Below are 12,715 nucleotides of genomic sequence, written 5' to 3'. Positions count from 1 at the left end.
ATGGCGTTTTCATTCAAGCTCAAAGGCGGCGTGGCGCTGTATGGCGCATACGTCGCGATCGCGGCGATCGCATTCGCCGCCGCGTTTGCCGCGCCTTCCATCAGTGCGGCGAGCGCGGCGGTATTCGGCGGTCGCCCGTCCAGCGCATTCGACAGCCTGAACCGCTCGCGTCCGCTCGCCGCGCTCGGCTCCGAACAGCAATGCGAGCGTTACTCGGGCCTGCCCGCGCGCTGGCGCGACGACCCGCAAGCCGGCATGGTGCATCTGCATGGTGGCGACTTCGTGTTCGGCAGCAAGCTCGGCTACGAAGACGAGCGCCCCGGCGACGGCAAGACGCACGTTGCCGGCTTCTGGATCGACCAGACCGACGTCACGAATGCGCAGTTCGCCGCGTTCGTGCGGGCGACCGGCTACGTGAGCGATGCGGAGCGTCAGGGCGGCGCGGTCGTTTTTCACACGCCGACGCGCGAAGAAATGAACGCGCGCGATCTCGCGTGGTGGAGTTGGGTCAAAGGCGCCGCATGGAATCATCCGACCGGTCCCGGCAGCACGCTCGACGGCCGGATGAACCAACCGGTGACGATGGTCACGCAGGCCGATGCGCTCGCGTACGCACACTGGCTCGGCCGCGATCTGCCGACCGAAGCCGAATGGGAGTACGCGGGCAAAGCCGGCCATGAAGGCGCGGACCTCGACACCGCGCCGCGCGACGCGCACGGCAAGCCAGGCGCGAACTACTGGCAAGGCGTGTTTCCGGTGCTCGACACCGGCGAGGACGGCCATGTCGGCCTTTCACCGGTCGGCTGCTATGCGGCGAACGACTTCAGGCTTTACGACATGATCGGCAATGCGTGGGAGTGGACCAAGGACGTGTACAGCGGTCCGCACCAGTCGCATACGAACGGCGATACTGCCGCCGTGGCGCCAATCAGCCGCCGCCACGATACGCCGATGGTCATCAAAGGCGGCTCGTTCCTGTGCTCGCGCGACTACTGCGTCAGATATCGCGCGGCGTCGCGCGAGCAGCAGGAAGCCGATTTGCCGGCTTCGCATATCGGCTTTCGCACGGTGTCGAGGGATGCGTCATGAAGCGATATGCGATTGCCGCGCTTGCGCTCTCGGTGTTGCCTGCTTTACTGCCCGTACCCTCGCACGCTGCCTCGCAGACGATCAGAGTCGGCGTGAGTTCGGGCGCCCAAGCCGAGATCATGAACGAAGTGCGCCGGATCGCCGCGACCGAGGGTCTCGCGCTCGACGTCGTGGTGTTCGATCAGCCGTCGCGAATCGACGCAGCGCTCGCCGCGAAACAGATCGACGTCGCGAGCTTCGAAGACGAACCCGCACTCGACGCACAGCGCAAACTGCATGGCTACGCACTGACGAGTGTGGCCACGACCGTCACGTTTCCGGTCGCGCTGTACTCGCGCAAGCTGACGAACCTCGCGCAATTGCAGCGCGGCGCGACGATCGCGATTCCCGACGACCCCGCCGGCACGGCTCGCGCGCTGATCCTTCTGCAAAACGAAACGCTACTGACGTTCCGCGACAGCGCGGGCCTGCACGCGACGCTCGCCGACATCACGAGCAACCGCCTCCATCTGAAGATTCGCCGGGTACCGCGCGCGCGTCTGTACGGCACGTTGAACAGCGTGGCGTTCGCGGTGATCGATAGCGACACAGCGGCGCGCTCAGGTCTTCGTCCCGCTCGCGATGCTCTCAGTCTCGAAGACGCGCGCTCGCCGTATGCGAACGTGCTGACCGTACGCGACAGCGATCGCCACAACGCATGGGTCGCGCAACTGGTCTCCGCCTATCATTCGAACGACGTCGCGCATTTCATCCTCACGCGTTATCAGGACTCGGTGCGTCGGCCGTGGTGAACACGTTTTCGTTTTCCTGCTCCGCGTGCGGTCGATGCTGCAACAGTCCCCCGTCGATGACGCTGGCGGAGTTGTTTCGCCATCGCAACCGGTTTATCGGCTGCCTCGCGATTGGACGCGTGGCGCGCAGGCGGCCCGGCGAAAGGCTGCGTGTCGGCCGACATGAAGCGGTGCTCGACGAAGCCGATTGCGCGGAGTTCGAGGCGCTGGCCGATACGCTGCTGTATCACGCGGGCGACACCTTCAGCATCGTTGCGCAGGGCTTCGACTATCCGTCGCTCGCGCGCTGCCCGGCGCTGGCGGACGACGGGCGCTGCGCGATTCATCTGCAAGGCAAGCCGCTGACGTGCGAGGTGGTACCGCTCGACCCGCTCGTGCCGGACAGTCTGCAACACCTGGTATTGGCGGAACGCGGCGACAGCGCCGTCTATGTCGGAAGTGCATGCATTCAGGAAGGCAAACGCGACGACGCGGCGTTGCTGGTCGACGAGGGCCGCCTTGCCGATCCGCATGCTGAAGATGCACTCGCGCGACGGCGTCGCGCGCTCGAACAGGAGCGCGCGATCTGGACGCAAGCCGTGTTCGACGCATTGCGCGCCGACCTGTTCGATTCACCCGCCGCCCTCGCACGCATTCCCGCGGGCGGTTTTCTGACGATCTCGCTCGTGCCCGCCCTGCTGAGTGTCGCGGCAGCATCCTCGCGCTGCCGCGAGCGGTGCATCGACTATATCGACAGCCAGTTGGCGTTGATCGAACGCAGCATCGCGCAAGCTCTCACACGACGCCGGCTCGACGATCGTCCGGTCACGCAGCAACTGCGCGGCTTTGCCAATGCGTATCAACACGCGAAAGCGCGCCTCATCGATGCGGCTGCCGTTGAACACGACAACGGCAAGCGAGCCGCGCGGCCCGACATCGAAGCGTATCTGAGCAGCGCCGTTCATTGATCCGTCGGCGCCTCGACACGTTGCTATCGGTATTCAAAGCTGTGTATCCAGTAGCCGTACGAACTTTTCGACGACCTTCTCGGTGAACGAACGCCGCGTCCATGCTTCGAGCGTGACGCGCTTCGACTTCGCGATGTCGTCATCGAACGCGGCGGTCTGCTGCCTGGCGAAATCGCGGTCGTAGATGTTCAGGTTCGCTTCGTCGTTCAGCTTGAACGAGCGGCTATCGAAGTTCGTCGAGCCGACCGACACCATGTACTCGTCGACTACCAGCAACTTGCAATGGAACATGGTCGGTTGGTACTCGTAGATCTCGACGCCCGCTTTCAGTAGATCGCCCCAACATGCACGCGACGCTTCGCGCACCGTGTGCGTGTCGATGCGTTTGCCAGGCGTGACGATCTGTACTTTCACGCCGCGTTTCGCGGCTTCGACGATCGCGTTGATGGTGAGCTTGTCGGGCACGAAGTACGCGCTCGCAAGCTGCAAACTGCGCGTGGCGGCGGTGATGGCCAGCAGATACATCAACTGCATGTCGTCGCTGCCGCCCGACGGCGAACTGCTGAACATATGCGCGAGACCCTGGCCCGCTCCTTTCGGCTCGGCATCGATGTGCGGAAAATACTCGGGACCGTGCAATACGCTGCTGGTCGCTTTGATCCAGTTGTCCATGAACACGGCCTGCATATGGCCGACCACTGGACCCGTCACACGAAAATGCGTATCGCGCCAATGCTTTTCGTCCTGCGCATTGCCGGTCCACTCCGGCGCTATGCCGACCCCGCCCGTAAAACCGATCCGGCCGTCGATCACCAATAATTTGCGGTGCGTACGGTCGTTCATGCGGCCGAGTCCGGTCCAATGCGGCTTGTGATACTTGACCACTTCGGCGCCGGCCTCCCGCAGCAATTGCAGATAGCGCCGATCCATTTTCGACGAACCGACCCAGTCGAGCAGTACATGCACGGCGACACCTTCGCGCGCCTTATCGGCAAGCGCACGCGCAATCTGTCCGCCGATCTCGCCAGACCAGTAAATGAACGTTTCAAATGTGATGGTTTCGCGCGCCGACCGAATGCCCTCGAGCATCGACGGAAAGATCTGGTCGCCGTTGAGCAGCATCTCGAAGCGATTACCCGGCACCACGGGCGGACCGAGCAATAAACCCATCGAACGAAGGAATTGCGGATCTTCGCTCTTATAAAGCCGCTCGATTCTGTGTTCTATTTTCTTCTCGCCGCTCGACAGATTGGCGATCAGGAGAACGATCACGAGCGTGACGAACGCGGTAATAGAAATGGTCAGCATGCGTGGGGCTCGATGGCAGGCGGCGGGTCACGGCATACGAGTCCCGCATCCGCCGGGAGAATGCCGCACTCGTGCCTGGCTTTCACTATCAGCACGTCATGCACGGCGCGTGCCCGGATCAGGACCGCGCCTTGCTTTCCGGTTCCAACGCTTTATCTGACCAATGCAAACGCCTCGCGGCTTGCGATTTCGCCCGCGCCGAATACGCCGATGACCGTATAGTCCGACGCCACGCATTCGAACGTCGATGCCTGAAACGTAATGACGAAATGCCGTCGCGCCGGTGCCTCGGGAGCAATGGCGACGGAGTCTATCGCCATGGCGGCAATCTCGGCGCACAACGACGAATTGACGACTTCATGCACCGCGCAGCCGGCGAGACCTTGCGCTGCGAGCGGATGAATGGCGAGATCGTCATCGCCCGGCGGCCCGAGACGATGAAAGATGGCGTCGGAGAACAACACCGCGCAAAAAGGATCGTCGTCGGGATCGAATGGCCCGAACCTTTCAAAGTCCGACTCCGCGATCGGATAAGTGAGGACCACGCGGCGATCGCTGGCGACGATGAATGGTTCGGCGGCATCGGCTGCCGGATGAGGAGTGGAGTCCAGCAGGAAGACCTGATCTTCCTGCCGGGGTGCGTCGAAGGTGCTAACCATCTGGCTCACGACTCCACGGCTATTACGCGCTTGCTTGCGTCTCTGGCGTTTGGGGAGCCGCCGCGACGGGCGCGGCCGTACTCTTTGCAGCAGCCTTGCGGGCCGGTGCTTTTCTTGCGGTCTTCACAGCGCTTTTACGGCCGACGGTCTTCTTCACCGCGGCTTTCCGGCTTGCCGGAGTTGCCTTTTTGGCTGCGGTCTTTTTCACGGCCGTCTTGCGCGTTGCTTTTTTCGTCGCGGTCTTCTTGCCTACCGCACTCGCGGTCGCTTTCGCCTGGCTGCTCTTTGCCGCCGTTTTCGCCGCTTTCGGAGCGGCAGCCGTGCTCGCGCCATCGATCAGGAATTTGCTGCGGTCCTTGACGGCCGCGAGCCACGCCGGCGCCGGACCGCGGCCGCTCCAGGTCGCGCCGGTCTTCGGATTCAGGTACTTCGGCGGCTGGGCGCCTTTCGGCTGCCCTTTGCCGCCCTTCACGGCGGGAGTAGCCGCGGGCTTGCTTGCGCTCGCAGCGTCGATCAGAAACGCCGTGCGGTCCTTCACGCCGGCGATCCAGCCAGGCGCGCGGCCGTGCCCCGTCCAGGTCGCGCCGGTTTTGTGGTCGCGATACTTCGCCGGGGTTGCCGACCTGGCTGCTTTGCTCGCGCCCGCAGGTCTTCCGCGACCCGCCGTATTGCCATTCAGACCTCGCCCGGCACGTCGTGCCTTCGCCTGTGCTTCGATATCGGCAGTCGTGAGACCGTGCTTGAGCATCAATTCGCGAATCTGGTCGACCGCGGCTTGTGCTTTTCTGGCAATGAGAACGTCAGCTTGCTCCTGGAGCTTCTTAAGCTTTGCTTGGATTTGCTCTAACGAAGGCATTTGATTGCTCCTTATGTGGTAATCGTCGAACTATGCCATGAATGACGGAAGAAAGGCAGTGTATTGACCTATCCCGAGCTTCAATACATCGATACGAGCGCCGATGCGGCGTTCAAATAACAAAGCTTTCAGGTTTTCTACCGGGTCATCGAGGCTTTCTTCCTTTTCCTTCCCTCCTGATTCTTCTTTTTCATTTCGGTTCCATCACTCAGATAGGTGTAAAAACGACGACCTGGCGATCGGCAATGTACCTCACACTCCGTATGAAGCGGTAGTGTTGACCGTCCGCCGTTATCCGGTTCAGGCCCAGGCGGGTCAGTACCAGCATTTCATCTGCCTGGAAAGCGTCGACGACGCCGGAATCCGTTAAATCCTCCAATGCACCGGATGGATTTCCGACGTAAACGCTGCGCGCCTGCTTGCCGATCCGCATCACGACCACGCTTTTTCCCTCGTCGAGCGCCAATTCGAGAAAGCTCGCGAGCGTGCGCAACGACTCCGGCGTGCAAGTCCTGGTCTGATAGATCGCTGCATTCGATCGCGTCATTTGTGTTTCCCCGTCATCCGCATCGGCGACAGAAAGGGGCGCCGCCGTGCTTTCTGGCATTAGTCGCTTCTACTATAGCCAGGCCTTTGGATATTCAAAGGAGAGTAGTCCACTTTTTATTTGAAAACGGTCTTTTTTCGTGGCCCGGTATAGCGAACGGATTCAAGCATGCGCGAAACGCCACTGACGATGCGTGCAAAGACACCGCCCCGGCTCCGGTAACGTGCCGTTACCGATCTTGCAGCACCTGTTGCCCCTGTACCGGCCAAGTCCATTTACACTTCGTATCCGTGCCCAGCGGCGGACGTATAGCCAATAGAGAGTCCTTTGTCAGCCGCCATGCTTGCGGCGGCTATTGAAATGGACGCCGGGCCACCCTAATTCCTATCCACTCAAACACGATGGTACTTGCAATGGAAGCTGGTTTTATTCGGACCGCCCTCGGGGCAATGGCGGTCTCGTTGGCAATGGCCGGCACCGCGAACGCGGCTGGTTGCCTGAAAGGAGCGGTAGTGGGCGGCGTCGCCGGGCACTACGCGGGACATCATGCGGTGGTCGGCGCGGTCGGCGGCTGTATCGTCGGACGGCATATGGCCAAAAAGCACGCCGAAGAACAGCAGGCGGCGGCTCAGGCCGCGCCGCATCAGCAAGCCCGAATGCAGTAACTGGAGAATGCGGGCGCCACCGCAAACGTTCGCACGGGCAACGCGTCAATGATGATCGGATCTCCGTTCGCGGCGACGCGCCCTGCTCCGAATCACTTAGGCAATGCGTAATCCGCGCGCGGGCAAGATCTCCTGAGTGGTCACGAAACGGTGTTGCTTGACCGCGTCGTGAAAGAGCCGGTAGTCGCTCTTCTCGAAGGCGGTCGTCCACTCCGGTCTGTCCCCGGTGTCGTCATCGCACAACAAACCGGTGGCCTGGTACTTCCACGACCCTTGTCCTTTGGCGATATAGCCGGGCACGGGTTCTTTCAAACCTGGAATACGGCCTGCATTCACCCATTCGCAAACGGTTCTCAGACGCAGGTTGTCGTCGGGTTCGCGGTTCGTATCGAGCAGCCGGGTCAGTGCGTCTTTTACGTCGTCCGGCATGCCGGGCTGGTTTTCGAAATCTTCGCGTCCGGCCAGATAAGCTCGCACGACACGACAACTCATGTCCGCCGCTTGCACGAAATCCGGCAAATTATGTCGTGAGATGAAGTGATTGCGGCCGTCGATGTAATGCCAGCGCGCCCAGGGCTGGTCGGGATAATGCAACGCGGCGCCATGGCCAACCGGCAACGCGATCGTCAGAACGTCCTCCTCGACATGCTCGATCAGATGCGCGACCGCCAGTTCGAGGCTCGCGAGCCAGCCTTTGCGGGTGCAATCCTGCGCTTCGAGAAGATGCACGCGATTCCACGGGCTTTCGATGCCCGCGAATCCCTGGTGCGCCCAGGTATCGACATAGGTATGAAGCGTCACGCCGAGTCGATGCAACGCGGTCTCCGAATCGCGCTGCCGGATCGCGCGCCGGACGACTTCGCGCGCGACGTCACTATCGGGCCGGCAAACCGCCTTTTCCTCCAGACTTTCGCCAACCCCAGCCGGCAGAAAATGGAACGGCGTCCACACGAGCCGATTCTGGTCGTCCTCGGTATTGACGTAATCGAATAACTTGTGCGCGGTCGCGAATCGCTCGAAGGTCTCGCCGCCTTTGAACCGCAGTATTCCGCTCGTGGTTGCGTCGTCGACATATTGGCAGGCATGTGCGACGGTTTGCGCATCGCCGACCGTCATGCCGCCGACGCGCGTGGCAATGTAGACCACGCCGTAATGGAAGTCGATATTCATGGCATGCGCTCCTGGCGCGCGTAAGCATGGCCGGTTTGTGGCCGGCGATAGGGCGAGACGAATACAGGGAGGTGCGCGTGAGTAGATAGTAGACGAGCGAGCGGCACGCGCCTTGAAAAAACATGCGCTCTGTACGCGATTTTCCTCGTTTCGCGCCACTCAACCATTCGGGCTACTGAAGGAAACGCGGGCGGATCCGGCGAGATTCAACCCTCCGGCACGGAGAGCCGCCGGGCGATGAGGCGGAAAAAGCTAACCGGCCTGAGCGGCGCCGGTCAGGCCAAATGTGTAACGGACAGACGACTATTCCAGTGCTGGTTCAGATACTCGAGCGCGAACTTCCGGTGGCAATGATGTGGTAAATGTTCACTGCAAAGCAGGCAACCCGATTCGAATAGCGATATATCCAGATTACTTTCCACGCGGCGGCGCGCGATGAGGTCGAAATATTCCTCCCGAAAGTTCTCCCAGCTCAATTGCTTGCCCTGGTAGCGTTTGAGCAGGTCCGGCTCGGGAGCCAGCTCCGGTATTTCCACGTACGCCGCATTGCACAACTGCTCGAGAAAGAAAGGCAGATCCTGCTTTTTCGCAAAACCCGCCAGTTGCGACGTGTTGTTGAGGCGAATGTCGAGCACGGTGCGCACGTGGGCGTCCTTCAGCAAACTGAAGAATTTATGGGCGCTCTTGCCGGTAAAACCAATGCTGGCCACCTGCACGCTACTTTTGTCACGTTTCATGGTGAATCCCCTGGCGGGCCATTCGGCGCCCATAAAAAAGCCTCGCTGCGATTGGCGCAGCGAGGCTGGGGTGTCGGTGCATCTTTAGCGCCGCTCGCCTGCTTTACCTGACGATGTCGACCAGTTCGACTTCGAAGGTCAGATCGGTATTCGGCGGAATCGGGCCGGCGCCACGATCGCCGTATGCGGTCGCCGCCGGGCACGTGAGTCGCGCCTTGCCGCCGACTTTCATCTTCTGCACGCCTTGCGTCCAGCACGGAATCACGCGATTGAGCGGAAACGTGGCCGGCCCGCCATGCTTGGCCGAACTGTCGAATTCGGTGCCGTTAGGCAGCGTGCCGCGATAGTTGACCTTTACCACGTCGGTCGCGGACGGTTGCGGCCCCGTGCCTTGCGTCAGATGTTCGACGATGACGCCGGACGGCAGCTTTTCCGTGGTCGGCGCGGCAGCCATCGCGGTCGAGGACAGAACGGCTGCGGCCAGCAAAGCAACGAGTGATTTCAAAGCGAATCTCCTGTGGGGTAGTCCGTTTGATTGTAACGGATCGGGTGTCGGCCGAGGCTCCCACTTATTGCCCGATGCCGAGGGTCGTTGCGTGCCCATCAGGGACCTCGCTGAACCGTCGCGCGACCCCGCGGTCCACATGAACATCCGGCGCGAGTCGCCGGCAAGCGAATCCGCCACACCCGATGAGAGCGCGTTCGCGCGCCAAGGCCACGCCGGATTCCACTCAGCCGCGCAACAGGCACGGCAAGATGCGCGCGAACCCGCGTTCGAACCGCTACCGTTCCCCTCGTATTCACCTGACGACGCGCGCCGCCCGTTCGCCGACAAACTCGACGCATGGGTTCGCCGCGCGTTGTTGGCAACCGTTCGAGTTTCAGCGCGAAGTGTGGCGCGACATCGCCGCCGGCACGAGCGGCATGTCGCACGCAAGCACCGGGGCCGGCAAGAGCTGGGCCGTGTGGTTCGGCACGCTCGCCGCGTTCGCAAGTGCGGCGTCGACGCCGCGCAAGTGTCCCGAACCGCTGACGGTACTGTGAATCACGGCGATGCGCGCGCTCGCGGCCGACACCGCGCGCGCGTTGCAAAGCTCCGCGACCGACCTCGCCGTACCATGGAGCGTAGTCTGCGCACTGGCGATACGTCGGCCGCCGAACGCGAGCGGCAGAACCGGCGCATGCCGTCCGCGCTCGTCACGACGCCCGAGAGTCTGACGTTGATTCTTACGCGCGCCGACGCGCGCGAAGTACTGGCTCAGGTTCGGCTCGTGATCGTCGACGAATGGCATGAATTGCTCGGCAACAAACGCGGCACGCAGACCCAACTCGCGCTCGCGAGTCTCACCCATTGGCGGCTCGACTTGCAGGTGTGGGGGCTGTCGGCGACGCTCGGCAATCTGTCGTTCGCGACCGAGGTACTGCTCGCGCCGGTGGCGACGCCGCGCGTCAGCGTGCACGGTGCGCTGCCGAAAGCACTGATCGTCGACACGATCATTCCCGACACGATCGAGCGCTTTCCGTGGGACGGTCACATGGGCATGCGGCAGGTCGATGCGGTCGCGCGCGTGATCGATGAAGCACGCACGTCGCTCGTCTTCACGAACACGCGCTCGCAATGCGAGTGTGGTACCAGGCGCTACTCGAGGCGCGCCCCGAGTGGGCCGGAGTGATCGCGGTGCATCACGGCTCGCTCGATCGGCAGGTATGCGAGTGGGTCGAACGTGGGTTGAAGAACGGTTGCGCTCGAATTGATCGAAGCGGCGGCTGCGCGTGAAGCCGTCGACAAGCGGCAGATCGAAAGCCGCGATACGCCGCAAAAGCCGTTCGACGTGCTAGTGCAGCACCTCGTCACCGTTGCGATCGGCGGTGGCTTCGACGCGCGTGAGCTGTACGATGAACTTCTGCATACCTATGCATATCGCGATCTGACGCAGCAGGAGTTCGACTGGACGCTGGGTTTCGTCGAAGGCGGCGGCGCGACGCTGCGCGCATATCCCGACTACCATCGCGTCGCGCGCGATAGCGACGGTCTGTACCGCGTCCCGCGCAACGATCTCGCGCGCCCGCATCGCAACACCATCGGTGCGATCGTCGCGAATGGCACGTTGAACGTTGCGTATCTATCGGGCGGGCGCATTGGTTCAATCGAGGAATCGTTCATTTCGCGGCTCAAGCCCGTCGATGTGTTCACGTTCGGCGGCGGTGCGGCCGCTGCTCGAATTGCAGCAGAAGTGGTCGGCGTTGCCCGAGCCGGGCGTACTCGTCGTCGAGCTGCTCAAATCGCGCGAGGGTCACCACTTCTACTGCTATCCGTTCGCGGGGCGCACCGCGCATATCGGACCTGGCGCTCTGCTCGCGTGGCGAGTCGCCCGCGACAGGCCCGGCACGTTTTCGATTTCGATGAGCGACTACGGTTTCGAATTGCTGTGCGCGCAGGCTTTCTATCGGGCCGCGCAATTCCAAACTGGCCTGCTTCCACCTGACGAACTCGATCACGACATTCTTGCGAGCCTCAATTCGTCCGAACTCTCCTTGCGACGTTTTCGCGAGATTGCGCGAGTGTCGGGACTCGTGTTTCAGGCGCATCCGGAACAGCAGAAGAGCGCGCGGCAATTGCAAGCATCGAGCGGGCTTTTCTACGAGATCTTTCGTCAGCACGATCGCGGCAATCTGCTGCTGGGCCAGGCCGATACCGAAGTACTGCTGCAGGAACTCGACGCGCGGCGCAACGATGAAGCCGACCTCGCTCGCGATCGACGTCGGCGGACGACCTCTCGTGCCGTCGAGCTTGCGCGCGTGTTTCGATCCGGCGCTGCGCGCGCTCTTTATCGCCGATGCGGATTTCGGCAAGGATGCGGTGTTTCGCGCGCGCGGCATTCCAGTGCCGACTGGTTCGACCGCGGAGAATCTGCTGCGGATCGATCGTCTGATCACCGAGTTCGAGCCGGCGACGCTGGTGTTTCTCGGCGGTCTGCTGCATGCGCGCAAGTCGCTGTCGACGCTCACGCTCGATGCGTTGCATACGTGGCGCGCGCGACATGCGTCGAGGCGCGTGGTGCTCGTCGAGGGCAATCACGATCGGCATGCCGGTGAGTTGCCGCTTACGTTGGATGTCGAGTCCGTGCGCGAGCCGTGGCATATCGGGGCGTGGGCGCTGTGCCATCACCCGCATGCGGTCGATCACGCGTATGTGCTCGCGGGGCATTTGTATCCGGTCTATCGGACTGCGATGCGGACCGATTCAGTGCGCGTGCCGCGCTTTCGCTTCGGGATCGATCGGGGGGTGCTGCCCGCGTTCGGTCGTTTTACCGGAGGCGCGCGTGAGACGGGGCGCGTTCTGGGGGAGAGGGTCTTTCTGGTGGTACAGCAGAGAGTGATCGAGTTGAGGAGTTGAGTGGACGGCGGGGGCCGTCCACTTTGTTGCCTGGTTGATTGGTTGATTTTTTGTTGCGGATTGGTTTGCCGGGAGGTGGCTGGCTCTTTCGCTGCAGACTCCCCGCGGCGCTCGAGAGCGGTCGGTGTGGGGGCCAGGCCGCGCCGGCCTCCATCCTTGGGAGCCCCGCAAGGTTCGCGGGACTCCTGCCACTGGTTAGTGGTTGCCGCCGCCGTGGCCGCCATTGCCGGAGCCACCGCCGCCGTAGCCGCCACCGTGGCCGCCGCTGCCGCCGTTGCCGCCGTTGCCGCCGTTGCCGCCGTTGCCGCCATGGCCACCGTGGCCTCCGTTGCCGGAGCCGCCGTTGCCTTCGCCACCGTTACCGCCATGGCCACCATGGCCACCATTACCGGAACCACCGTTGCCCTGGCCGCCACCGCCTTCACCGCCATGGCCACCGTGGCCGGAACCGCCGTTACCCTGGCCGCCGCCTTCACCACCATGGCCACCGTGGCCGGAGCCGCCGTTGCCCTGGCCGCCACCGCCTTCACCGCCATGGCCACCGTTGCC

General features: G+C 62.6%; 13 protein-coding genes and 1 pseudogene. 7 read left to right on the top strand and 7 right to left on the bottom strand.

Annotated elements, in window-relative coordinates:
- From HDG39_RS17440 to HDG39_RS17430, 3 genes are read left to right on the top strand one after another with little or no spacing between them, the layout of a single operon-like run.
- A complete protein-coding gene (locus HDG39_RS17440) occupies positions 1 to 1,089 on the top strand; it encodes a formylglycine-generating enzyme family protein (RefSeq protein ID WP_184007151.1) in 1,089 nt (362 codons plus the stop codon).
- Positions 1,086 to 1,880, top strand: a complete 795-nt coding sequence (locus HDG39_RS17435) for a MetQ/NlpA family lipoprotein (protein ID WP_184007150.1) — start codon at positions 1,086 to 1,088, stop codon at positions 1,878 to 1,880. The genes HDG39_RS17440 and HDG39_RS17435 overlap by 4 nt, the downstream gene beginning before the upstream one ends.
- Positions 1,874 to 2,827, top strand: coding sequence for a hypothetical protein (locus tag HDG39_RS17430; RefSeq protein WP_409259180.1), 954 nt, complete (start codon positions 1,874 to 1,876; stop codon positions 2,825 to 2,827). Before HDG39_RS17435 ends, HDG39_RS17430 begins: the two co-directional genes overlap by 7 nt.
- Before the next feature lie 33 nt (positions 2,828 to 2,860).
- On the opposite strand, the gene cls is transcribed toward HDG39_RS17430, so the two are convergent.
- The 4 genes from cls to HDG39_RS17410 form a co-directional block, all read right to left on the bottom strand.
- The gene (gene cls, locus HDG39_RS17425; RefSeq protein ID WP_184007148.1) at positions 2,861 to 4,135 is read right to left on the bottom strand and encodes a cardiolipin synthase; all 1,275 of its coding nucleotides are present in this window, start codon (positions 4,133 to 4,135) and stop codon (positions 2,861 to 2,863) included.
- A gap of 152 nt (positions 4,136 to 4,287) precedes the next feature.
- On the bottom strand, positions 4,288 to 4,794 hold the full coding sequence (locus HDG39_RS17420) for a hypothetical protein (RefSeq protein ID WP_184007147.1): 507 nt from the start codon (positions 4,792 to 4,794) through the stop codon (positions 4,288 to 4,290).
- A 22-nt stretch (positions 4,795 to 4,816) separates the two neighbouring features.
- A complete protein-coding gene (locus HDG39_RS17415; protein WP_184007146.1) occupies positions 4,817 to 5,650 on the bottom strand; it encodes an H-NS family nucleoid-associated regulatory protein in 834 nt (277 codons plus the stop codon).
- A 208-nt stretch (positions 5,651 to 5,858) separates the two neighbouring features.
- A complete protein-coding gene (locus tag HDG39_RS17410) occupies positions 5,859 to 6,197 on the bottom strand; it encodes a hypothetical protein (protein WP_184007470.1) in 339 nt (112 codons plus the stop codon).
- A 413-nt stretch (positions 6,198 to 6,610) separates the two neighbouring features.
- On the opposite strand from HDG39_RS17410, the gene HDG39_RS17405 reads away from it, so the two are divergent.
- Positions 6,611 to 6,862: a hypothetical protein gene (locus tag HDG39_RS17405; RefSeq protein ID WP_184007145.1), complete on the top strand. Its 252-nt coding sequence runs from the start codon at positions 6,611 to 6,613 to the stop codon at positions 6,860 to 6,862.
- A 96-nt stretch (positions 6,863 to 6,958) separates the two neighbouring features.
- On the opposite strand, the gene HDG39_RS17400 is transcribed toward HDG39_RS17405, so the two are convergent.
- The 3 genes from HDG39_RS17400 to HDG39_RS17390 all read right to left on the bottom strand — a co-directional run bounded on the left by HDG39_RS17400 (position 6,959) and on the right by HDG39_RS17390 (position 9,223).
- Complete coding sequence (locus tag HDG39_RS17400) at positions 6,959 to 8,032, bottom strand: DUF6765 family protein (protein WP_184007144.1); 1,074 nt, start codon at positions 8,030 to 8,032, stop codon at positions 6,959 to 6,961.
- A gap of 275 nt (positions 8,033 to 8,307) precedes the next feature.
- A complete protein-coding gene (locus HDG39_RS17395; protein ID WP_184007143.1) occupies positions 8,308 to 8,769 on the bottom strand; it encodes a DUF488 domain-containing protein in 462 nt (153 codons plus the stop codon).
- A 103-nt stretch (positions 8,770 to 8,872) separates the two neighbouring features.
- Positions 8,873 to 9,223, bottom strand: a complete 351-nt coding sequence (locus HDG39_RS17390) for an FKBP-type peptidyl-prolyl cis-trans isomerase (protein WP_409259183.1) — start codon at positions 9,221 to 9,223, stop codon at positions 8,873 to 8,875.
- 190 nt (positions 9,224 to 9,413) lie between these two features.
- Between HDG39_RS17390 and HDG39_RS17385 the strand changes: the two are divergent.
- The 3 genes and pseudogenes from HDG39_RS17385 to HDG39_RS17375 all read left to right on the top strand — a co-directional run.
- Positions 9,414 to 11,499 (top strand): annotated as a pseudogene (locus HDG39_RS17385) (DEAD/DEAH box helicase); the annotation flags it as partial.
- 4 nt (positions 11,500 to 11,503) lie between these two features.
- Positions 11,504 to 12,166, top strand: coding sequence for a ligase-associated DNA damage response endonuclease PdeM (pdeM, locus tag HDG39_RS17380; protein WP_184007141.1), 663 nt, complete (start codon positions 11,504 to 11,506; stop codon positions 12,164 to 12,166).
- Between the two features lie 213 nt (positions 12,167 to 12,379).
- Positions 12,380 to 12,715 (top strand): hypothetical protein (locus HDG39_RS17375; protein WP_409259179.1); only part of this gene is annotated, 336 nt, incomplete at its 3' end.

It is taken from the genome of Paraburkholderia lebeckiae (genome assembly GCF_014201005.1).
Taxonomy (GTDB): domain Bacteria; phylum Pseudomonadota; class Gammaproteobacteria; order Burkholderiales; family Burkholderiaceae; genus Paraburkholderia; species Paraburkholderia tuberum.
This window is presented reverse-complemented; position numbering and strand designations above follow the sequence as displayed.

Coding starts and splice junctions, on each gene's coding strand:
- HDG39_RS17420 (WP_184007147.1), bottom strand. CDS start 4,794: ATGGTTAGCACCTTCGACGCACCCCGGCAGGAAGATCAGGTCTTCCTG.
- HDG39_RS17410 (WP_184007470.1), bottom strand. CDS start 6,197: ATGACGCGATCGAATGCAGCGATCTATCAGACCAGGACTTGCACGCCG.
- HDG39_RS17395 (WP_184007143.1), bottom strand. CDS start 8,769: ATGAAACGTGACAAAAGTAGCGTGCAGGTGGCCAGCATTGGTTTTACC.
- pdeM (WP_184007141.1), top strand. CDS start 11,504: ATGAAGCCGACCTCGCTCGCGATCGACGTCGGCGGACGACCTCTCGTG.
- HDG39_RS17415 (WP_184007146.1), bottom strand. CDS start 5,650: ATGCCTTCGTTAGAGCAAATCCAAGCAAAGCTTAAGAAGCTCCAGGAG.
- HDG39_RS17390 (WP_409259183.1), bottom strand. CDS start 9,223: ATGGCTGCCGCGCCGACCACGGAAAAGCTGCCGTCCGGCGTCATCGTC.
- HDG39_RS17405 (WP_184007145.1), top strand. CDS start 6,611: ATGGAAGCTGGTTTTATTCGGACCGCCCTCGGGGCAATGGCGGTCTCG.
- cls (WP_184007148.1), bottom strand. CDS start 4,135: ATGCTGACCATTTCTATTACCGCGTTCGTCACGCTCGTGATCGTTCTC.
- HDG39_RS17435 (WP_184007150.1), top strand. CDS start 1,086: ATGAAGCGATATGCGATTGCCGCGCTTGCGCTCTCGGTGTTGCCTGCT.
- HDG39_RS17400 (WP_184007144.1), bottom strand. CDS start 8,032: ATGAATATCGACTTCCATTACGGCGTGGTCTACATTGCCACGCGCGTC.
- HDG39_RS17440 (WP_184007151.1), top strand. CDS start 1: ATGGCGTTTTCATTCAAGCTCAAAGGCGGCGTGGCGCTGTATGGCGCA.